Annotated in this window: 22 protein-coding genes; 15 read left to right on the forward strand and 7 right to left on the reverse strand. The window is 37.0% G+C overall.

The genetic code is table 11. From position 1 onward, the window contains the following. Nucleotides 1-11: 11 nt before the first annotated feature. The 4 genes from JYB62_RS05315 to JYB62_RS05330 form a co-directional block, all read right to left on the reverse strand. Entirely contained in the window at nt 12-959 is a 948-nt protein-coding gene (locus JYB62_RS05315; RefSeq protein WP_205644376.1) for an aldo/keto reductase, read from the reverse strand. Between the two features lie 200 nt (nt 960-1,159). Next, nucleotides 1,160-2,530: a putative oxidoreductase C-terminal domain-containing protein gene (locus JYB62_RS05320; protein WP_243431443.1), complete on the reverse strand. Its 1,371-nt coding sequence runs from the start codon at nt 2,528-2,530 to the stop codon at nt 1,160-1,162. Beyond that, nucleotides 2,517-3,887 (reverse strand): Gfo/Idh/MocA family protein, encoded by a 1,371-nt coding sequence (locus tag JYB62_RS05325; RefSeq protein WP_205644377.1) that lies wholly within the window; start codon nt 3,885-3,887, stop codon nt 2,517-2,519. Before JYB62_RS05325 ends, JYB62_RS05320 begins: the two co-directional genes overlap by 14 nt. Before the next feature lie 47 nt (nt 3,888-3,934). Then, nucleotides 3,935-4,903 carry a DUF6807 domain-containing protein gene (locus tag JYB62_RS05330; RefSeq protein ID WP_205644378.1) on the reverse strand — a complete coding sequence of 323 codons (969 nt, stop codon included), beginning with the start codon at nt 4,901-4,903 and terminating at the stop codon, nt 3,935-3,937. 81 nt (nt 4,904-4,984) lie between these two features. Between JYB62_RS05330 and JYB62_RS05335 the strand changes: the two genes are divergently transcribed. Then, nucleotides 4,985-5,911, forward strand: coding sequence for a ThuA domain-containing protein (locus JYB62_RS05335; protein ID WP_205644379.1), 927 nt, complete (start codon nt 4,985-4,987; stop codon nt 5,909-5,911). Between the two features lie 65 nt (nt 5,912-5,976). Here JYB62_RS05335 and JYB62_RS05340 read toward each other — a convergent pair whose 3' ends face one another. Together JYB62_RS05340 and JYB62_RS05345 are read right to left on the reverse strand one after the other, a co-directional pair. Next, nucleotides 5,977-6,312, reverse strand: coding sequence for a zinc ribbon domain-containing protein YjdM (locus JYB62_RS05340; protein WP_205644380.1), 336 nt, complete (start codon nt 6,310-6,312; stop codon nt 5,977-5,979). A gap of 96 nt (nt 6,313-6,408) precedes the next feature. After that, nucleotides 6,409-7,659 (reverse strand): NAD(P)/FAD-dependent oxidoreductase, encoded by a 1,251-nt coding sequence (locus JYB62_RS05345; RefSeq protein ID WP_205644381.1) that lies wholly within the window; start codon nt 7,657-7,659, stop codon nt 6,409-6,411. 163 nt (nt 7,660-7,822) lie between these two features. Here JYB62_RS05345 and JYB62_RS05350 point away from each other — a divergent pair, with 163 nt between their 5' ends. Next, entirely contained in the window at nt 7,823-9,037 is a 1,215-nt protein-coding gene (locus tag JYB62_RS05350; RefSeq protein ID WP_205644382.1) for a serine hydrolase domain-containing protein, read from the forward strand. An 8-nt stretch (nt 9,038-9,045) separates the two neighbouring features. Further along, nucleotides 9,046-9,426: a nuclear transport factor 2 family protein gene (locus JYB62_RS05355; RefSeq protein ID WP_317194630.1), complete on the forward strand. Its 381-nt coding sequence runs from the start codon at nt 9,046-9,048 to the stop codon at nt 9,424-9,426. A 97-nt stretch (nt 9,427-9,523) separates the two neighbouring features. Here the strand turns inward: JYB62_RS05355 and JYB62_RS05360 are convergent, their stop codons facing one another. Next, nucleotides 9,524-9,886, reverse strand: coding sequence for a DUF2200 domain-containing protein (locus tag JYB62_RS05360; RefSeq protein WP_205644383.1), 363 nt, complete (start codon nt 9,884-9,886; stop codon nt 9,524-9,526). Nucleotides 9,887-10,180: 294 nt separating this feature from the next. On the opposite strand from JYB62_RS05360, the gene JYB62_RS05365 reads away from it, so the two are divergent. From JYB62_RS05365 to JYB62_RS05420, 12 genes are all read left to right on the forward strand, one after another. Continuing rightward, nucleotides 10,181-10,774 (forward strand): aspartyl/asparaginyl beta-hydroxylase domain-containing protein, encoded by a 594-nt coding sequence (locus tag JYB62_RS05365; RefSeq protein ID WP_205644384.1) that lies wholly within the window; start codon nt 10,181-10,183, stop codon nt 10,772-10,774. Between the two features lie 213 nt (nt 10,775-10,987). Next, nucleotides 10,988-11,683, forward strand: a complete 696-nt coding sequence (locus JYB62_RS05370) for an SDR family NAD(P)-dependent oxidoreductase (protein ID WP_205644385.1) — start codon at nt 10,988-10,990, stop codon at nt 11,681-11,683. A gap of 7 nt (nt 11,684-11,690) precedes the next feature. Beyond that, nucleotides 11,691-11,867, forward strand: coding sequence for a Lacal_2735 family protein (locus JYB62_RS05375; RefSeq protein WP_205644386.1), 177 nt, complete (start codon nt 11,691-11,693; stop codon nt 11,865-11,867). Continuing rightward, complete coding sequence (locus JYB62_RS05380; RefSeq protein WP_205644387.1) at nt 11,868-13,301, forward strand: SDR family oxidoreductase; 1,434 nt, start codon at nt 11,868-11,870, stop codon at nt 13,299-13,301. Nucleotides 13,302-13,457: 156 nt separating this feature from the next. Further along, the gene (locus JYB62_RS05385) at nt 13,458-14,912 is read left to right on the forward strand and encodes a sulfatase (RefSeq protein WP_205644388.1); all 1,455 of its coding nucleotides are present in this window, start codon (nt 13,458-13,460) and stop codon (nt 14,910-14,912) included. A gap of 68 nt (nt 14,913-14,980) precedes the next feature. Further along, complete coding sequence (locus JYB62_RS05390; protein WP_205644389.1) at nt 14,981-15,958, forward strand: NAD(P)-dependent alcohol dehydrogenase; 978 nt, start codon at nt 14,981-14,983, stop codon at nt 15,956-15,958. A gap of 76 nt (nt 15,959-16,034) precedes the next feature. Further along, the gene (locus JYB62_RS05395) at nt 16,035-16,946 is read left to right on the forward strand and encodes a DnaJ C-terminal domain-containing protein (RefSeq protein ID WP_205644390.1); all 912 of its coding nucleotides are present in this window, start codon (nt 16,035-16,037) and stop codon (nt 16,944-16,946) included. Next, entirely contained in the window at nt 16,939-17,229 is a 291-nt protein-coding gene (locus JYB62_RS05400; RefSeq protein WP_205644391.1) for a chaperone modulator CbpM, read from the forward strand. Before JYB62_RS05395 ends, JYB62_RS05400 begins: the two co-directional genes overlap by 8 nt. 102 nt (nt 17,230-17,331) lie before the next feature. Then, nucleotides 17,332-18,714, forward strand: coding sequence for a S41 family peptidase (locus JYB62_RS05405; protein WP_205644392.1), 1,383 nt, complete (start codon nt 17,332-17,334; stop codon nt 18,712-18,714). A gap of 38 nt (nt 18,715-18,752) precedes the next feature. Beyond that, nucleotides 18,753-19,877, forward strand: coding sequence for an FG-GAP repeat domain-containing protein (locus JYB62_RS05410; RefSeq protein ID WP_205644393.1), 1,125 nt, complete (start codon nt 18,753-18,755; stop codon nt 19,875-19,877). A gap of 304 nt (nt 19,878-20,181) precedes the next feature. After that, nucleotides 20,182-20,892 (forward strand): SGNH/GDSL hydrolase family protein, encoded by a 711-nt coding sequence (locus tag JYB62_RS05415; RefSeq protein ID WP_205644394.1) that lies wholly within the window; start codon nt 20,182-20,184, stop codon nt 20,890-20,892. A gap of 168 nt (nt 20,893-21,060) precedes the next feature. Beyond that, the gene (locus tag JYB62_RS05420) at nt 21,061-22,074 is read left to right on the forward strand and encodes a DUF3500 domain-containing protein (protein ID WP_262897656.1); all 1,014 of its coding nucleotides are present in this window, start codon (nt 21,061-21,063) and stop codon (nt 22,072-22,074) included. Nucleotides 22,075-22,239: the final 165 nt, after the last annotated feature.

The following is a 22,239-nucleotide window of genomic DNA, read 5'->3' on the forward strand; positions in this document are numbered from 1 at the left end:
TCGGGCCTCTTTTATTCAAATAAATCGGATAGTTTATAAGGACTCTCAGGCCCCGTAAAAAACTTACCATTGATAAATCTAAAATCCACTCCTATATCATCTAGCTCCATTAAATCATTCTGATCTAATTTCAATTTTGCAGCAGCAAGATTTTCTTTGATTCTCCCCTGATTGGTGGATTTTGGAATCACGGCTATATCTCTAGCAACGGACCAAGCGATCAATACCTGACCTATACTCGCTCCATGTTTTTTAGCGATCAATTCGATAACGGGGTCCTTCAATAATACCGGATCATTTTTGTGGCTTTCATTTCTGGAATCCGGTGAACCCAATGGAGAATAGGCAGTCATTAAAATGCCATTTTCCCTACAGAATTGAACCAAGGCTTTTTGGGGCAAATATGGATGCATTTCTACCTGATTCATTTCTGGTTTTTGACCTCCAATTTTCATTACCTCCCTAAGTTTGGCTTGATTAAAATTTGAAACCCCAATATGCTTTGCCAATCCCAGAGCTTTCAAATGTTGCATCCCTTCCCAAGTTTGAGTTAAAGGGACATCCAGATAGGTATAAAACTCATCCCTTGTTTTTGCAAACCCAATTCCTCTTTTAAAGGAAATTGGCCAATGTATTAAATACAAATCCACATAGTCCAACCCTAAATCAGAAAGTGTTTTTTCCAAGGCGGGCTTCACATCCTCATATTTATGGGAATTATTCCAAAGTTTAGAAGTCACAAAAAGTTCTTCTCTTTTGACAAGTCCCTCATTTATTGCTTGAGCAATACCCTCTCCTACTTCTTTTTCATTTTGGTAAACTGCTGCACAATCAAGGTGTCGATATCCAGATGCAATTGCCCAATATACTGCTTGTTTTACCTGTCCTGGTTCACTTTTCCAGGTTCCTAGACCAATAATGGGCATTGGATCCCCATTTTCAAAAGTTAAATTTTTCATAAAATTTATAGACCCATTTAGGTCTCATTTATTAGGTTAAATAAATAGATCATATAATTCAGTTGTCTAATGACAACGTTTAATACGTTCAAGAAATTCGTGCTTTTCAGAAAAAAGCTAAATTAGAATGAAAAGAATTTCCATATTCCTAATTGGTAAACCTAAAAAAAAACCTCACTATTTGCGAGGCTTTGATTTTTCTATTGAGCTTTTGCGTAAGCTTGGGTGGTTGTATAATATTTGACAATCATATTGGGCACTTCCCAATCAGGCATCTTTCCTGCTTTAAAGAATTTCAAATAATTTTCAGTGACTTGTGCAAAGTGTGCTTCATGTCCCACTGAATAACTATCAGGTACTTCTATCCGAAATTCCCCATTTTCCAGCTTCGTAAGACTAATTCCTGGATAAGCGCTTTGTAGATCTTCATTCACAGCTTTTTGCAATGCCTCCTCTTGATTTTCGAATAGTTTTACATACAAGATAGGCTTGTAATTTTCCTCTTGACCTTGCCTAATGATCAAGTTGGCTTTGGTGCCTCTCATGATACTGTAATGGGTGTCAGCAGTTCCCTCTGGGGCTTGATAAGCCCATTTTACAGATACTTTTGCATGTACTCCTTTCAGGGTATAATTCATTTCTCCATTAGCAAGTACATCTAAGGTTTCTCCCTCGGCAAAAGGAGGAGTTTTTCCAGTTACTAATTGGTATTGTTCATAATTGAGGGAGGTTGGAAGCAATTCTGCCTGGAGCATATTGACGTCTGAAGTATCTAAAGCTTCTCCCGGGAAAGATTCCCATTGAACCAAATCCACTAAATGTGTGGTCACATCCACCAAACCAGAACCTTCTATCTCAGTATCAAAAAACCATTCAGGTCGTACTAAGGGAGCTCCGGAAACATACTTGAAAAAATGGTGAACCGACTCTTTGGTAATGGCCGGATTTTCAAGAGTTCCTTGCTCCAAAGTACCGAATACCTCAGGTGTCATGGATAATTCTCGTTGCAAAATGGTAGAAATTTCAAACCGCTCAGTCATGATATCATAAAAGAGCAAGTTCTTTTCCTTAGCTATTTCAAAAGCTCTTTTCAGTTTTTGGAAACCTGCTGGATTAATCACCAAGGGTTTGTCCGCATAGACATTCATATCATTTTCCAATGCGGAAAGAATATAGTCGATTTTCCGATCATTTTTCCCTGCTACGACCATGACATTTCCTGCTTTCTCCTTGATCATCTCTTGCAAGAAATCATCTCCGGTATACACCTCCACATTCCATGAAGTGGGATTTTCCTCCCGTTTATTATAACCTGCAATTCTAGTTAAGTAATCTCTCAATTCCTCTCCTTCAGGAGCATATACATGGATAGTAGAATCTACCTCAGAGTACATACTCTTATGAATCAAACCAGCATGGAAATGTCCTGGGTCAAGGGTTACAATTTGAATAGGAGCTTTTTCTTTGGCTTCATCCATACTTTCTGAAGGTGAATCACAATTTTGAAAAAGAATTGCTGCTAGGATGAGCAGTGCTACTTTCCACTTAAACATCAATTTAAACTTTGACATAATTAGTACCATAAGGGGCTCTTTGATCTCTACTTAAATAGGTATTAGCCTCGTCATCATTTACAAATCGTTCTGAAATAGGATCCCATTCCAGTTTCCTTCCTAATTGCATGGCAATATGGCTAACTAAACAAACTGAACAAGCCCTATGCCCAATTTCAACTGGTGAAAGCAACTCATTTTCACCCTGGATGGCGCCAAGCCAATTTCCATGGTGCTCCGTGCTTTTTTGTAAATGGATTTCATTTGGTCCAATCACTGATTTTAAAATCGCTGGATCAGAAGCGTCCAAAGCTTTGGCGCTTTCACCTTGGGCTACTGGATCACTGGACGAGGCCACATAGTTTCCTCGAGAAACCCAAATCCACCCGTCGGTACCTTCATAGCGGATTCCATTAGGATAGCCACCGCTGGTATACATATGAATTCCATTTTCATACTCGGCTTTCACCATGAAATCTCCATGAACGTTCCAAAGTCCAGAACGGGGGAATTCTGCTACTGCTTCTATATATCTAGGACCAGTTAATTCAGTATCCATTCCCCAAGCTGCCGAGTCAAAATGATGTTGGCCCCAGCCCGTAATCATTCCTGCACCAAATTGATTGATTCTCAACCAGCCTGGACGACCATATCCTTTCTGGGGATGGACTCCTATTTCGGTATAAGGAACCTCAGGCGTGGACCCTAGCCACATCTCATAATTTAAGTTTTTAGGAACTGGCATCGCAGGAGCCTCTGGTCCTGCGGGGTCTCCCGGCAAGCCAATTCTTACAGTATGAAGCTTACCTATTCTCCCATTTCTTACTAATTCTGCTGCAATTCTGAATTGCTCACTTGATCTTTGCTGGGTTCCTAATTGAAGTTTAACGCCAGTCTTTTTTACCACATCAGCCAATTGCCTTCCTTCCCTAATAGTTAATGAGGTAGGCTTTTGAAGATAAACATGTTTTCCTGCCAAGGCTGCCATCATAGCTGGTTGAGCATGCCAGTGATCAGGAGTACTAATTACGACTGCATCTATCTCATCATTAATGAGCATTTCCCTGAAATCGCCATATTGTTTGATTTCACCAGATGACTCATTCTCCTTTTTGGCGTAATAATTTTCTATCAGCTCCTTCCCATCCTGCATTCGATTGGCATCTAAATCTGAAACAGCTATATACCTGGCACTGGCATGTCTCCAAGTACCTGGGATATCATGATCTCTAGCTATTCTTCCACAACCAATTTGACCGATTTGAATTCTGTTACTTGGAGCATTCTTTCCAAAAACGGATGATGGAACAATAGTGGGAATTCCAAAAGCGGCTGCAGCCAGACCGGTATTTTTTATAAAAGTTCTTCTTTTCATAGATAAACAGGATTATAAGGGCATTAATAAGTTTTGATTACTACTATTTATTTTACGAAAGCATACCAATATTTATTGGCTTCTTCTGCTGTCATTTCTCCATCAAAAACGATAATTCTATACTTCAAAGAGTACCGTTGATTAGGAAGGATTTCCCAAGATTCATGTCTTATAGGAGTAAACTCCACAAACACATTTCCTTGACGGTTATAATTTTCTTCCGGCCAAACCCGAAGCGGCTCGGGGTGCGCCTTATTGGTATTATGACTTAAAATCAATAATCCACTTTGGCCTTCAGGAGCTTCTGATTCTCCGGTAATGATAATCCATTTGGCATCTGTTCCATCTGCATTTTTTCTATCTTTTCCTTCTGAGGTGAGTACGGTACTGTTATCTGAACCCCAAACCTCAGTAGCTCTAAACCCTAAACCTCCCCCATACCGGTACGCATCCAATAAAATCCCATCTTTCAACTTCGTAGAAATATTAGTTGTATAGTCTACCAAAAATCTTCCTTTGTCAGTAGGCATTACCTTTATTACCAAATCCTCGGAAATGGCAAGTTTTTCGGATTCAGGAGCGGTCAGATCCAAATGATTTTGTCTTACCGTTAATTCTGCCGCTCCTCCCGCTTCTTTTTTAGCAATCACGCGATCAAAGTCTACTCGTCCTTTATGATCTGCCAAATTCCAAAAATCCACCATTCTTCCACCAATCGTGGCACGGGTCCAAGGACCCCATATTCCATAATGATGGTAGTGATCTTCGGGTTGGATTCGTGTCAGAACTTGACCTGAGGGAGAAGTAAGTGGATGGATAAAACCTGATTTTGCATAGTCCGGATTTACACCTTCAGGAACCGGTTCCACTGCCGTCTGGTAAGTCAATACACGCTGCCCCCCAAGCATAAAGTCAATTCCTTTTTCCGTTTCACGTAAGGTTACTTTTTGAGCAGAAACAGTCCCTACCATCAAAATAAGGACCATAGAGAGAAATAATATTTTTTTGATTATCATGGAAAAATCTAGTTATTGGGCTTCAATTTTAAAGATATCGAAATCTAATCTAAAGCCTAGTTGCAATTACCCCAATTACCTATGAAGAAGAATATTTTCTACGCAATCGTTTTCATTTTTTCGATCGGAACTGCTTTCTCCCAAAGTATGCCCGAGGTGGAGTTGACCGAAGAATGGAAAGACAAAATTTATGAATTGGCTCCAGATAAAACCACATTCCCATTCAAAACCAAAAAGAAAGTTTTGGTTTTTTCCTTACACACTGGATTTTGGCACTGGGTAAATCCACATACAGAAGCGATGTTCAAAATCTTAGGCGAGAAAAGTGGAGCATTTGAGGTAGTAGGAAGTACCGACTTGGCCATGATGGAGAAAAACAAACTTAAGGAGTTTGATTTAGTGATTTTCAACAACACCAATTCCAAACCAACCTATAGAAACCTATTCGTAGATAAGTTAACTGAGGAGGGCAATATGGACAGTGTGGCAGTTTGGAAAAAGGCCGCGGATCTTGAAAAAAATGTAATCAACTACGTCAAAAAAGGAGGCGGATTTTTTGTGATTCATGGGGGCAATACTACACTAAACAACTCCATGGAGTTTTCGAGATTACTTGGGGGATCTTTCGACTATCACCCAAAGCAGCAGCCTATTCACGTGAGGTTGGTTGACCCGCAACATCCTTTGGTTCAAGCCTTCCCCGCAGATGGATTTGTTCATACGAATGAACCTTATTTTTATAAAAACGCCTACGCTGAATTAGACTTTAAGCCATTATTGTATTTCAACAATGCTGAGATTGAGGCACAAAGAAAAGGTCAGGAATTAGTAGACGGAGTTACTTATGTGGCCTGGATCAGAAAAGAAGGCAAAGGAAGAGTCTTATATAGCTCCCCTTCTCATAATGCCCAAAGCTTTGAAAACCCAGATTTATTGCAGTTTTTCTTAGATGGAATGCAATACTTGGTGGGAGATATCGAGGTTGATGAAACTCCTATAGGGAAATGATAACTAGGAAATATGAAGTATGATAGTTATCCATTCGTACTTCGTATTTCCAATTTCATTTTTCGCTAGGCTTTCTTTACAAAAACACTTTTCAAAGCCATAGAACCGAACCCATCGACCTTACAATCGATGTTATGATCCCCATCCACTAGTCTGATACTTTTAACTTTTGTTCCTGCCTTGATAGGTTTAGGAGCGCCTTTTACCGGAAGATCTTTGACTATGACTACAGAATCACCATCAGCCAATAGGTTACCATTGAAATCTTTTACAATCAAACCTTCCTCCACTACTTCCTGTTCAGGAACCCACACAAAGCCACATTCTGGGCAAACAAGTTGATTATCCATTTCATATCCATAGGGAGATTTGCACGAAGGGCAAGGGGGTAAATTTTCCATTCCGCAAAAATACGGCTTTATCCCATTTTTGCACTTCATTCCAAATTGATTAAAATCAGGTTTCTAAGGATAATCTCTATTAAATATTGGAACTAATTAATGGGTCGGAGTATAACTTAAAATAACAGATTCAGCCACTAATCTTCCAGAAGTCATAGCGGCATTACTTGATCCATTGAGTAAATAATCCCCTCCCAAATATACATAGTCGGTTATTTTACATTCAGTAGTAGGAATACTGTCTTTGATATCGTCTAGACTAGGTAATGCATAGGAAATGTAGTACGACTTAATAAATTTAAAATATTCTCCTTTGATTCCGGAAATATGTTCTAGCTCCTTTTGAACTTGTTTAATCAATTCTTTTTCCTCCAAATCACTTTCCAAAATAGTTACAGAGAGTAAGGATCTATCTGAACTGGTATAAGAAGCAGAGACATCATCTAAAAATACCAAGTTATTAATTAGAAATTTCTCCCCGGGAACCAAGCCAAGCATAGGTCTGGCCATAAAAGACTTTTGAAGGGAAAAATACAAATTGATCACTTGCTTTGGTTTTGAAAATTGTCCTTGCAATTGAGGCATGATTCGATCCGGTTGCGTACAAATCAAAATTCGATCTGCTTCCAAAATCTCTCCATTTTTAAGAGTGATTGTCTGCCCTTCTACCTTTTCTACAGGAGAATTAAAATATATTTGAGTAGTTCCCAGCTGCCTTCTCAACATATTTGGGATTTCCTGCATCCCCTTTTCTGGAATAGCTGCATGACCTAGGGAAAACATTTTGAAAACGAACTCAAACATCCTAGCTGAGGTATTTAAATGTTTTTCGAGAAAAATTCCTCTGAAAAATGGTTTGAAAAAATTATTGATAATTTGATCTGAAAAACCATAGTTTTTCAAATATTGTAAGGTAGGAATAGAAGGTTCTTCAAAAATATCCTCAACAGGCTTCTTTTTTAACTCTTGAGTCAGACTAAACATTTTCACCTTATCCAAAAATGTACCTACTCTTGAAAAGGCCATTCCCACAACTTTTAGGGGATTCCGAAGAGGATCGGAAATAATGTAAGAGTCTTTTTCATCAAATATAACAGCTCCTGGATCAAAGTTTTTAAGATTCAATGCTGGTAAATTTAAATAGCGGTTTACTTCAGGATAAGCCGTTAGTAGCACCTGAAATCCATGATCAAGTAAAAACCCATCCACTTGATCCGTCTTCATTCTTCCTCCTACCTGATCTGTACTTTCTAATATAATAGGTGAAAAACCGGCTTTTTCTAATTCTATCGCAGCTACAAGACCCGACAATCCAGCACCTATGATGTATATTTTCTGTTCTTTCATTCAGTCCTTTCCAATTAAAAATCTCAATTATCCTCGCTTTAAAAAAACAAAGGTTTTTATGATAACTTACCTTCTGTAAAAGAGTTTTTAAAATTTAATGATTTTGAACAGACATTTATATGAATCTTTTAAAAATCAGACCGACCCCATTAATAGACCTACTATGAAAAAATTAACTTCTTTTTTATTCCTGGTTATTTTCCATGTTCAATTTCTTACAGCGCAGACCTATTTCCCTTCTAAAGGGAATTGGGAGACTAAAAATCCCACTGAACTTGGAATAGATCCCAATAAACTCCAAGAGGCAATTGACTTTGCTGTGGCCCATGAAAGTGATGCCAACCCAAATCTTAAAATTGCTCATTATGAAAGCGCTTTTGGCAGAGAACCTTTTGGTTATCCCATCGGGCCAATGAAACTCCGAGGACCAGCTACAGGTCTAATTATTTACAAAGGATATGTTGTGGGTCAATGGGGAGATCCTGACAGAGTTGATTTGACATTTTCTGTTGCAAAGAGCTTCCTCTCTACTACTGCAGGACTTGCGGTGAAGGAAGGATTAATTTCTTCAGAAAAAGATTTAGTATATCCATATATGGCTCCTATATATCCTTATGAACCTGCAAAATTGATAATCAACAAGGCAGATCATTTTGAAGATGAAGATACCTTCGAACTTTTTGATACGGAGCATAACAGAACCATTACTTGGGATCATTTATTAAGACAAACCTCAGATTGGGAAGGCAGCCTTTGGGGAAAACCGGACTGGGCAGATCGACCAAGAGAGGGGGTTAAAGAAAAGAGAGAGAGACCCCAAAATGCTCCTGGATCACTTTATGAATACAATGATACAAGAGTCAATGTCCTAGCTCTAGCTTTAATGAATGTATGGAGGAAACCTCTACCAGTGGTTTTGAAATCAAAAATCATGGACCCTATTGGTGCCAGTGACACATGGAGATGGACAGGTTATGAAAATTCCTTTGTGATAATTGATGGTCAAATTATGCAATCCGTTTCAGGTGGTTCGCATTGGGGAGGTGGCATGATGCTTTCTGCTTGGGATCAGGCAAGATTCGGATACCTTACTTTAAATAATGGTCAATGGGAAGGTAAGCAACTGATTCCAACTTCCTGGATGGAAAAATCAAAAACTCCTACTCCTGCTAACCCTGGTTACGGTTTCATGAATTATTTCTTGAATAATGACCGGGAATTCATACCAGCCGCACCAGCTAGTGCATTTGCCCATATTGGAGCAGGAACCAATATGATTTATGTGGACCAGGAAAACGATTTAGTGATCGTTGCTCGATGGATTCCAAATGGAGAAAAAAACGAATTAGTCAAGCTGGTACTGGAAAGTTTAAAATAATAAAATGAATGATGAACCTTAATTTGAATAAACAAAATGCTATCTCGTTTTATAAAACCGCTTACTTGGGAAATCCCCAAGAAGCGATGAAAAAGTATGTTGGAGATCAATACATTCAACATAATCCACAGGTAGCTGATGGAAAAGAGGGATTTATAGAATATTTTGAAAGGATGCAGAAAGACTACCCTGATAAAAGCATCGAGTTTGTCCGGGTGATAGCAGAAGATGATTTGGTAGCATTACATACTCACCAGATTTGGCCAGGAAATGATCAATACATTACTATGGACTTTTTTAGGTTTGATGAAAAAGGAAAAATATGCGAGCATTGGGATGCTATCCAACAGATTCCAAAAGAATCAGCCAACGCAAATACCATGTTTTAACCTTCTAGAAATCTGAGATCCTCCAATAATTTAAAATTAAACCTAAAACCAACTCTTTAATGTTTTCTACCAAAAAGTAAAAGGAGCAATTTTATTATCACGACCTTAGAATCTTCTCCATTTTTTTCCCTTTCGCCATTTCATCTACCAACTTATCCAAATACCGGACTTTCTGAGTTAATGGGTTTTCAATATCTTCTACCCTATATCCACAGATCACTCCTGTGATCAGATTTGCATTGGGGTTTAGAGTTGCCTGATCAAAAAACTGTTCAAAGGTGACCTTCTCCTCTATCAATTGCTTGAGCTTTGTAGAATTGAAACCAGTCAGCCATTCTATAACCTGTTGGAGTTCTTCGACACTTCTACCCTTTTTCTCCACTTTGGTGATGTAGTGAGGATATACCGAAGAAAAAGTCATGTTTGCTATACGCTCGTTATGCTTATCTGTTGTATTCATAACAATCTTAATTAATCTATCCTTCCAGTCTTTAATCTGGTTTGATTCTAAGCAACTCTGCAATTACTCAAGTGACAGGTAGATTGCACACTTTATCTAAATAAAATCAGCAATTATTGGGTAATGAACTTGTTGCAACATTACATGGGTACTGGGAATAAATGTGAATTTAAACATCAGGGAATTATTAAAAAGAAATATCTATTGAAATCCTAAAGTGATTTTAGTCAACCTTCATTTCTAAAATTGTTCTATATTAAGGTTTTTCAAAATCATTTCCATTCATTTTATTCCATGGACCAAGCTAGCCCATCTATTTTAGAGTTAGACCGAATCAAGCTTCCTTTTTCATTTGATGTAGAAAAAATCTTCGAAGAAGTTAAGGCATTACAACTCAATCATTTCGAGTATTATGATGTAATCTCCTTACGTGCTCCAGCTCATTTGGTGGACCCATCATTGCCTTTTCCTCCTCCAGCAGAAGATTATGCGGATGGTACTTGGTGTGACTGGATGGATACCAATGCATTAAAAAAATCACCTTATCTGAAGAGCATTGTCAATCAATTTCAAGAACACACTACTGTAAATCTGGTAAGAATTCTGAGGCTTGCCCCTGGTGCCAATGTCAAAGAACATACAGACCCTACTTTAGGATTACACATTGAAAAATCTGTCATTCGATTAACTATTCCAGTACTAAATGAAAACACTCATTTTTACTTAAACAAAGAACCAGTCCTGATGAAGCCCGGTGAATGTTGGTACTTGCGTCTCACTGATCCTCACTATATTTTAAATCCCAGTCAAACAGAGCGAATTAATATCACCATCGATATGATTCCCAATCAATGGGTTTATAAACTCATTGGAAATAGCATTCTTTGAAGTTTCCTAGTTTGAATCAGTTTAAAGTAAAATAAACATTCATACTCTTATAATGGATTTTCTATCCCTTAAAGGAGAAATCAATTTTATTGCTTCAGCTTCCTCAAACAATCAAGCAAGCTCGTGGTTTATTGAAAATAACAAGGTTTCAAAAGATTTATCTTAACAACCATTTTGAATACCTATTTGCTCATCAACAAAAAACATAAACCATTGAAAAATTATTTAATCATTGGAGCTTCTTCAGGAATCGGAAACACCCTTGCAAAAATTTTAGCTGAATCTGGGCATACAGTATTTGGAACTTATTTTAAAAATACTGTGGAATCTGAAATCCCAAACCTCTCGTTCAATCCATTGAATGTATTGGAAGAAGACTTCAACCTGGATTTTTTGCCTGAAAAGCTTGATGGAATTGCTTATTGTCCCGGTAGTATCAATTTAAAGCCATTTTCCAGAATTAAACCAGAAGAGTTTGTTCAAGACTATGAACTTCAGGTAATTGGAGCGATTAAAATCTTACAAGCAGTTTCATCCCGTCTTAAAGCTTCAGGAAATTCTTCTGTAGTTTTATTTTCTACCGTAGCTGTCCAAAATGGATTTAATTTCCATACCCAAGTGGCTGCCTCCAAAGGAGCAATTGAAGGGTTGACTCGATCTCTTGCATCAGAATGGGCTCCATCCATCCGGGTGAATGCAATCGCTCCTTCCATAACAGACACTCCATTAGCTCAAAAATTATTGAATTCAGAGGAGAAAAAATCAGCGAATGCACAACGGCACCCGTTAAAAAAAATAGGAAGTACTCAAGATATTGCAGAAATGGCCAATTTTCTACTTTCAGAAAAATCCTCTTGGATCACAGGACAGGTTTTTCATGTAGATGGAGGAATGGCTGGAATTAACTAAAATACATATGTTCGGATTATTCAAAAAGAAGTCTAAAATAGACTTGCTAAAAGAAAAGTATCAAAAGCTTCAACAGGAATCTTATAAGCTTTCTACAGTCAATCGAATGGAAAGTGATAAAAAACTGGCAGAAGCAGAAGAGGTATATCAAGAAATTAAAGCTTTAGAAACGAAAGAAAATTAAATGAAAATTCTGCTGGCAGGTGCCTCTGGATATATTGGAAAAAGAATCCTCCCTGTTTTATTGGAAAAAGGGTATCAGGTTATCTGCTGCGTGAGAGACAAAAATCGTTTTAACCCGCCGGAAGAAAATAATCATCTTTTAGAAATAATAGAAGTAGATTTTCTTGATCGAGATTCACTAAAAAATATACCTCGGGACATTCAGGGAGCTTATTATTTATTACATTCTATGGCCGCTTCCTCAGATTATGAGGAGATGGAAATGAAGTGCGCCCAAAATTTCAAAGAGGTCGTCAATCGCACCGATGCCAAACATGTAATTTATCTCAGCGGAATCATCAATGATTCAGAGTTATCTAAGCATCTAAAATCCAGAAAGGCTGTAGAAGAAGAGCTGGCAAAAGGTAATTACCACTTTACTACGCTTCGAGCTGGAATCATCATTGGTTCAGGGAGTGCTTCTTTTGAAATTATCCGGGATTTGGTGGAAAAACTTCCGGTGATGATTACCCCCAAATGGTTGAATACAAAATGTCAGCCAATTGCAATCTCTGATGTGATCAAGTTTCTAGTAGGAGCACTTTTCAAAGAAGAGCTGTATGATCAAAGTTTTGATATAGGAGGACCAGACATACTAACCTATAAAGAAATGCTTTTGGGTTTCGCAGAAGCAAGAGGCTTAGAAAGGAAAATATTTATTGTACCGGTGATGACTCCCAAAATCTCCTCCTATTGGCTTTATTTCGTTACTTCAACTTCTTATAATTTAGCGACTGCGTTAGTAAGCAGTATGAAAATAGAAGTTATATGTAAAGAAAGTAAAATCAATGAAATCCTGCAGATCACTCCTATTGATTATAAAACAGCCTTAAAAAGAACCTTATACAAAATTGATGAACATGAGATTTTATCCAGTTGGAAGGATTCATGGAGTAGCGGAGTCATCAATAAGAAATTAGCCCTACGGAGAAATGTCCCAACTTATGGTTGCTTCAAAGATGTCCGGACTAAAAAAGTAGAGAGTATTCAAAAAGCCAAGGACAAAATTTGGAATATAGGTGGAGATACTGGTTGGTATTATGGCAATTGGTTATGGGAAATCAGAGGTTTTTTGGACCAATTATACGGAGGAGTCGGGCTCCGAAGAGGGAGAAGTCACCCTTCCAATTTATCACCTGGAGACGCATTGGACTTTTGGAGGGTACTTTATGCGGATAAAGAAGAGGGTAGGTTATTACTTTTTGCAGAGATGAAACTTCCGGGGGAAGCCTGGTTAGAGTTTAGTTTTAAAGATCATGTATTAACCCAAACCGCTACCTTTCGCCCTTGGGGTCTTTCAGGAAGAATGTATTGGTTTGCAGTATTCCCGTTTCACGGATTCATTTTTCAAGGAATGATCAATAAAATCACCGAAAATCTTGATTCTCCAAAATAGCCAATTGAAAACATTTTTTCTTTATCCTACTTGGGCAGGATAGCTAGTTCCATTTTCCCTTTTAAATTAAACTGTATTAATCTGATCCTCAAGGCTACACTTGAAATCTTTTTATTGTTGAGTTGATTTACCCTTTATACCCAAATACCCTTTCCTATGAAGTTATCAAAAGTGACTTTTGCCCTTTTTTGGATTTTATTTTTTCTCAATTCCAGCTTTGCCCAAAAGAAACCCAACATCGTACTCATCATGGCTGATGACCTAGGTGGTCGGGATTTACCGGTATATGGAAATCGCTTCAATGAAGCTCCAAATATTTCCAAACTTGCATCTCAAGGTATGGTGTTTTCAAATGCCTATGCAGCTCCAGTATGCTCCCCTACTCGAGCTAGTATTCAATCTGGACAATATCCAGCACGAGTAGGAATTTTCGATTTTATTCCAGGGCATTGGAGACCCTATGAAGAGGTCACTGTTCCCCATCATGAAGTTCAGCACCTACCCAATCAAATAATAACAATTGGAGAAGCTATGCAGTCCGCTGGTTACAAGACCGGGTATTTTGGGAAATGGCATTTAGGAAACAATCCAGAACATCTTCCTCAAAACAGAGGCTATGACCAAGCCCATACGTATGTAGGAGGAGGTTTTTATAAGCCCAAATTTACTCCTGAATATCAATCAAATGAGAAGAAGCGCTTAAGTGAAGTACTCACGGATATGGGAATTAATTTTCTCGAAGAAAATCAAGAAGAGCCTTTCTTTCTCTTCATTTCCCATTACGATGTTCATGTTCAATTAGATGCTGATAAAGAATTGATTTCTAAATACCTGAACAAAGAAAATGACCCAAATTATTCCAATAATGCAGTTTATGCTGCAATGATCGAACATGTGGATCTCAGCGTTGGAAAGATCATGGAAACTCTTGAGAAGTTAGGATTAGCAGAAGAAACCCTCTTCATTTTTTATTCGGATAACGGTGGAGTCAATAATCGGTTCGATCACATTCCATTATTGGCAGGAGGCAGTTTGGAGGTGTATCCAGAAGGTCATCCATTAAGATATATAGCCACTACAAACATCCCTTTAAGAGCTGGAAAAGGAACGGTGTATGAAGGTGGAGTTCGAGTTCCATTGATTGTGAGATGGCCTGGAAAAGTAAGGTCTGGAATCAAAACTGAAGCCTTGGTTTCCAGTGTAGACTTTTTCCCAACTTTTGTAGAATTAGCACAAGGAACAATGCCTGAAAAACAGGTATTTGATGGAATTTCGATGCTTCCTGTTCTCACTGAAAATAAGATTGATTCTGAACGCGAGCTTTTTACTCATTATCCAGTATACCATCACACGGTCCCCATGTCTGCGCTACGAAAAGGGAATTGGAAAATCATTGAAAACCTGGTATCAGGAGAATTCTCCCTTTATAATTTGGAGTTTGACTTAAGTGAAATGACTGATTTAAAATTCAGCTATCCTGCAAAACTCGAGGAAATGAAAACTGTATTAAAAAAATGGCAACAAAACACAAAGGCACAGATGCCAAAACCAAATCCAGATTTCGATCCAGTCAACAGATATCAATGGGGTAAAAACCCATATGCAAATTAGATAATCCCAATTCTACATACTTTAAACAAATAGCTATCTTGTAACAGGCACACCACCTTATTTTTTTTATGAAAGCAATTGTTTTAGAAAAATATGGACTTCCCAAGGAGGTATTGAGGGTACAAGAAATTGATCTCCCACAACCAAAAGAAAAAGAGGTTCTCGTTAAAATTATCACTACTTCAATCAATGACTATGATTGGAGTATGGTCAGAGGAAAGCCCTATCTCTACCGTCTCATGTATGGGTTAACCAAGCCAAAAAACAAAATTTTGGGAATGGAGCTTTCAGGAATCATAGAAAAAGTTGGGGCTCGAGTCAGTAAGTTTAATGTGGGGGATGAAGTATATGGAGATATTTCAAATTTTGGCTTCGGAACTTTCGGTGAATATATCTGTGTACCAGAACATGAATTACTTCCAAAACCTAAGGCCCTAAGTTTTGAAGAAGTAGTGGCCATTCCACATGCTGCTACCTTAGCCTTTCAAGCTTTACAGGATTTAGGGGGAATAAAGACTGGGAAAAAGATTTTAATCAACGGAGGTGGTGGCGGAGTTGGAACAATAGGTGTTCAACTTGCCAAAACTTACCAATGCCATGTCACCGGTGTAGATTCCGCTGTCAAATTAAGCAAAATGAGGGCGCTAGGGTTTGATGAAGCAATTGATTATACCACCACTGATTTTACCCAAACTGGCGAACAGTACGATTTGATATTGGATTGTAAATCTACCAAATTACCCAAAAGCTATTTGAAGGCATTAAAGAAAAATGGAACCTATGTCACTATTGGTGGTCATATTAAAAGCCTCTTGAGTATTTTTATTTGGAGTAAACTCAAGCGAAAAAGTTCAGGTAAAAATCTGCTCATTCTGAGTTTGATTCCAAATAAAGATCTAGAAAGTATTACTCAATTTATGCTCAAAAATGAGTTCAAACTTCAAATTGATGGGCCTTATTCTTTTGATAAAATACCTGGATTGGTTCAATATTTTGGTAACGGGCTTCATCAAGGGAAAATAGTGATCAAAATAGGATCCAAATGAAAATTTCTTCCGGATTTCAGGGACAAGCCAATCAAAATAGCGAAATTATATGGGCTTCTAACTAGTAATTTATCTCATGGCATTCATAGATTATTATAAAACATTAGGCATTTCGAAAACTGCAACGGAAAAAGAAATAAAAGCTGCCTATCGAAAACTGGCTCGGAAATACCATCCGGATCTTAATCCAGACAATAAAGAGGCTGAATTAAAATTCAAAGAAATAAATGAAGCCAATGAGGTGTTAAGCAATCCAGAAAACCGGAAGAAATACGATAAGTACGGAAAAGATTGGAAGCATGGAGAGGAATTTGAAAAAGCTCAACAGCAAAGGCGTCAGCAATCACAGTATACCCAACATGAATCCGGTCAAGGAAGCTTCTCGGGTCAGGATTATTCAGATTTTTTTGAATCCATGTTTGGCGGAGGTGGAAGAACCTATTCCAGTCACGGTCAAAGAACTCCAAAATTCAAGGGACAGGATTACAATGCTGAATTGCATTTGGATCTCAAAGATGTTTATTCAACCCAAAAGCAAATACTAACTGTAAATGATAAAAAAATAAGATTGACCGTACCTGCGGGAGTAGAAAATGGACAACAAATCAAAATCAAAGGAAACGGAGGGCCAGGTATCAATGGCGGTCCTAATGGAGATTTATACATCAAATTTATCATCACCAACTCCACCCCATTTAAGAGAGAAGGAGACAATTTATATAAAGATGTTGATCTGGACTTATACACCGCCATTTTAGGAGGAGAGATCATCATTGACACATTTGACAGTAAGGTAAAGCTCAAAATAAGTCCAGAAACCAAAAATGGCACCAAAGCCAAATTAAAAGGAAAAGGCTTTCCAGTATACAAAAAAGAAGGGCAGTTTGGAGATTTGATAATTACTTACCATATCAAAACTCCCACGGGGTTAACCGAACGTGAAAAAGAATTATTCAAAGAATTACAAAAACTTAGAACTCATGGTTGAGACTCACTTAATAGCTATCAAAACCATCTGCTTAAACTATGGTATTGACAATTCCTTTGTAGAAGAGCTAAATGAAATTGGATTGATCCATATTGAATTCGTTGAAAAGGACTGGTATATTCATCAAGATCAAATTTCAGATCTTGAAAAAATGATTCGACTGCATAACGAGTTAAATCTTAACTTGGAGGGCATTGACGTGGTTTTTAATCTTTTACAAAAAGAAAAAGAACTGAAAGAAGAGCTTACCATGCTCAGAAACCGGTTAAAATTGTATGAATAGGTTTAAGACATTAAATTTTCTTTTGTAATTGCCACACATGAGGTATCATGGCAGATTATTCAATTTGTCTTCATCATACCTAATCCATTGAATCTTTCTTATATGAAAAAAATACTGATAGTAATCATTTTTTTATGTCTATCTACACAGTCTATCCTAGCCCAATCAACTTCCAATCTTCTTTCTAAAGAAGAGGTTTTGGAAGATTTAGACTACCTATATAAATCTTTAATTGAAGCTCATTATCAAGTATATGCGTATGTCACTGAGCAGGATTTTAAATCTACTTATCAAAAAGTAAAGGGATCCATCGAGCAGGACAGTCTGAGTTTACTGGAAACCACTACAGCTTTCCAACAATTAATCTCAGCCATTAACAATGGACATACAGAAATTACATTTCCAGGTCAATCTTACGCTGAATATGCCTATTCTGGAGGAACAGTTTTCCCTTTAGAAATTGCCTTTGAAAATGGTAAACCATTGATTCGAAAAAATTGGTCGAAAGAAGATCAAATCAAACTAGGCTCAGAGCTAATTAGTGTAAATGGGATTCCGATATCGGATATATTATCAAAAATTTATCCTCAAATTTCTGCTGAACGCCCCTACTTTAAACAAGTAAAATTAGAGTTGTTTTCTTTCCCCAGATACTATTGGCAACTATTTGGCATGCAGGATTCTTTCAGAGTAGAAATAGAGTCAAAGGGTACAAGATCTAATTATACGCTAGATGCCATTCGAGTCATTGAAGATTTTGAAATGAAACGGGATGAGATTCTAAACACTAAGTTGGAATTGAAATTCCTAGGTAATTCGGCCTATTTAAATACTGGCAATTTTGGAGGTGATGAACAAGCATATCAAAAATTCATCGATTCCGCTTTTGTTGAAATTCGGAATAATAAAAGCGAAAATTTAATCCTTGACCTTAGAAATAATGGAGGTGGGGATAACTCTTATAGTGATTATTTGATTTCTTATTTTGCAGATAGACCATTTACATGGAATTCAAAATTCACTTTGAAAACCAGTAGTTTTTTGAAAGACCATGTTAGAAAAAATAATGATACAACTACCCGGTATTCGAGAGAAATTCTTTCACACAAAAATGGGGAAATATTTGATTTTACATTTGAGGATATTCAACCTCAGCCACTAGAAAAGAGATTTACTGGTGAGGTGTTTGTACTAGTAAACAGACAATCTCATTCTCAATCAGCTGTTACAGCAGCTCAAATTCAAGATTATAGATTTGGTAAAATAGTCGGTGAGGAAACTGGAGATTATCCTTCTTTATATGCATCAGTTTTTAGATATAAATTACCCAATTCAGGAATAGAAGTCCAGGTTTCCAAAGGATATATTGTCCGGGTAAATGGAAGTACCGCAGAAGAAGGTGTAATTCCAGATATTTATATAAAAGACTATCTATTAGATGAGAAGGATGAAATTTTAGAAGGCTTATTAAAGCGGTTGAATTAAAGAAATAAAATCATATCCATAAGTTATCAGTCCACCATATGAAGAAGTTATTATTCACACCTTTGATTTTTCTTCAGCTTCTGGTGAATGCACAGGAAGTTGAATTTATTACAAATTCTAGATTGATTCTTGGAGGTGAAAAAGAAAAATCGGCTTCCATTAGCGCTGGAGATATAGATCAGGACGGAGATATAGATGTGGTGGTGGCAGATGGAAGGCATTGGCCTCAAACCAATAAGGTTTTTTTCAATAATGGATTCGGAATTTTTACCGTATCCCGTCTGCTCGATGATGTTTATGAAACAAGTTATGCTACAGAACTGGCTGACTTTGATGGAGATGGGGATCTGGATGTGGCCGTAGGAAACGATATGGCTCCTAATGCTATCTACCTCAATGACGGAAAGGGAAACTTCACCAAGTCTGGTACTTTTGGAAATGATTACTCACCCACAAGAAACCTAAAAACAGTAGATATAGATGCCGATGGAGATATCGATATCTTAATTACCAATCGAGGCCGTGTCAATGAAATTTGTCTGAATAACGGACTAGGGGAATTTAAAGAACGGATAGAGTTTGGATCATCTGATGATTCAACCATCGATGTGGATGTTGCCGATATTGATCAAGATGGAGACATGGATCTGATTTTGGCAAATAGGGATGGGCAACAAAACTATATCTACTTAAATGATGGAAACCTAACCTTTGATGTAAGAATAATTTTTGGAACTGGCTCAGATGAAACCAGATCAGTTGGAGTAATCGATATAGACTCTGACGGCTTTCTGGATATCATTACAGCAAATATTGGAGAGCCAAATGCGATCTATTTCGGAGATTCAAACTTCAGTTACCAACGAAACATTATTTTTGACTCTAGTTCAGATGAATCCTATTCTTTGGATTTTGGAGATTTGGACAATAATGGCAGTATAGATATTGCTATTGCCAATTCAGGAAGTCCTAATAAAGTCTTTTTAAATTTTCAGAATGCTGAAATCTGGAAAGAATTTCAACTTTCCAGTGGGGATTTAGATACCTATGATATCATCATAAATGATTTAAACAATGATCAGAGATTGGATATCATTGAAAGCAATTCCGATGATCTCAATTACTTTTATTTTAATCGAGTGAAACAAACATCCAATAAATGATCTTTTAGATTGGCTTGTAGGTATTTTTTTAGATCCTTCCTCCTGCTTGGTAATCCAATTATACAAATACACCTTCAGCCACTACTAAATACTTACTTATATCTTCCTGATTTTCAATTTTTTTACTTCGTCCAATTCCATGTGCTTTTTATAAATTAAATTGAATTCAATTTTTAGATTTTATGAAAAACCGTATTCAAGTACTTGTTACTTTTGACTTATATTCTTCTTTTACTCACAAAAAGATTCCGAGGAGAATTTGTAATTTGGAACGTATGACATTTCATAATCCTTTATTTTGTTCATGAAAAAAATACTTTTCTCCTCATTTATATTCCTTCTCACATCTACTTCTTTTGCTCAATTAATAGATTCTAATTCAAAAGAAAATTACCTGAATGATATGAAGGATGAGTTAACTGTCGAATGGCCAAAGAACAAAACGATTAATCTGGTATTTCATGGACACAGCGTACCGGCTGGATATTTTAAAACTCCAGAGGTTAATACCCTGAATTCCTACCCTTTTTTGGCTTTAAAAGGAATCAAAGAAGCTTATCCCTTTGCGGTAGTCAATGTGATCAATACCTCTATTGGAGGGGAGAACTCTAATAGTGGGCAAAAGAGATTTAAAAAGGAAGTTCTCCCCCATCAACCCAACATCTTGTTTATTGACTATGCATTAAATGACCGCGGAATTGGCTTGGATCAATCTCGAAAAGCATGGGAAAAAATGATTGTCAAAGCTTTAAAGAAAAATATCAAAGTAATCCTTTTAACTCCATCACCTGATCTTAAAATAGACCTTACAGAGTCCGGAAATGAATTAGATTTACATCGCCAACAGATAATTGGATTGGCAAAAAAATATCAAGTGGGATTGGTGGACAGTTACTCTCTTTTTCAAAAATTAAAAGAGAACTGTAACTGCCTGAATGAGTATATGTCTCAGGGAAACCACCCCAATGAAAAGGGACATCAACTTATAGCTAAAGAAATCTTGACTTACTTCTGATTTACTTTTTTCCAGAATTAATAGTACCAAGTCTGATCGTTCTTCTACTACTCTTTTTTACTAAAAAACAGGTTGGTTTGAGTTTCCTTTGATAATCCGAGAATTCCTATTTCAAAAAGTCCTATTTTGTAGTAAGTAAATTCAATTTCAAACTAATTATAGGTCATTATGAAAAAAAATATTTTAGTAGGCCTGGTCATTTTTTCTAGCATTTTTCTAGCATTTATACTTGTAAAGGATAATCCCGCCGGCAAATTTTTGAATTCCATGAGCCAGCATCAAAGGCAAAAAGTACTGTATTCTTTTGATGACACTACAAAAACCCAATGGCATTATATTCCAAGTTCTATGTTTCCGAGGGCTGGTATTTCGTTGGCAGAGTTAAATGTCACCCAGAAAAAGCTACTACATGAATTACTACAATCTTCTCTTTCTGAAACAGGGTATTTAAAAACCAAAAAGATTATTGATCTAGAAAATGTTTTAAGAGAAATGTCTGGTGACTCGGTGATGCGTGACCCAGAAAAATTCTTTGTGGCATTTTACGGTAATCCTGAAACAGATAGCCTTTGGTCTTGGTCCTTTGAAGGGCATCACATATCCTTAAATTTTACAGTTCTGAATAATAAACAAACCATTGCACCAAGATTTTTTGGGGCAAACCCTGCAGTTATTCCTTCTGGACCAAGAAAAGGGGAAAGAACTTTAGAAAAAGAAGAGGAGCTAGGTTTTCAATTGATCAATTCTCTCGATTCAGAGCAGAAAGCCATAGCTATTTTCCAAGAGGCCCCCATAAATGATATAGTGACAAGAAACTCAATCGAAGTAAACCCATTATCTCCAGAAGGGATCAAATTCGATGGGTTAAATTCCAGTCAACAAAAGGTATTCTTAAGACTTATTGATGAATACCTATCAACTATGCCTGAAGAATTGGCAAAGGAAAGGATGAAAAATATTCAAGAAGAAGAACTGGGTGAAATCAGATTTGGATGGGCAGGAGCTACTAAATCAGGTGCGGGACATTATTATAGAATTCAAGGGAAGTCATTCTTAATAGAATTTGACAATACACAAACCAATGCAAATCACATCCATACAGTATGGAGAGATTTTGATGGGGACTTTGGAAAAGACCTGATCAGAGAACATTATGAAAACTCAGACCACCACAACCATTAAACTTGAATACTAATTTAAAGTCTGAAAAATAGTGATTGATGTGAAATTGCTGCTTTAGAAAACTTTCAATGGCTTGAATGACAGATTTATTTACCTTCTTATAATTTGTGTCAAAGCCACATTATTTGAGTTTATTTATTAATTAGGTAATCCTTCCAAAAAAAA

It is taken from the genome of Algoriphagus lutimaris (assembly GCF_017051705.1).
Taxonomy (GTDB): Bacteria; Bacteroidota; Bacteroidia; order Cytophagales; family Cyclobacteriaceae; genus Algoriphagus; species Algoriphagus lutimaris.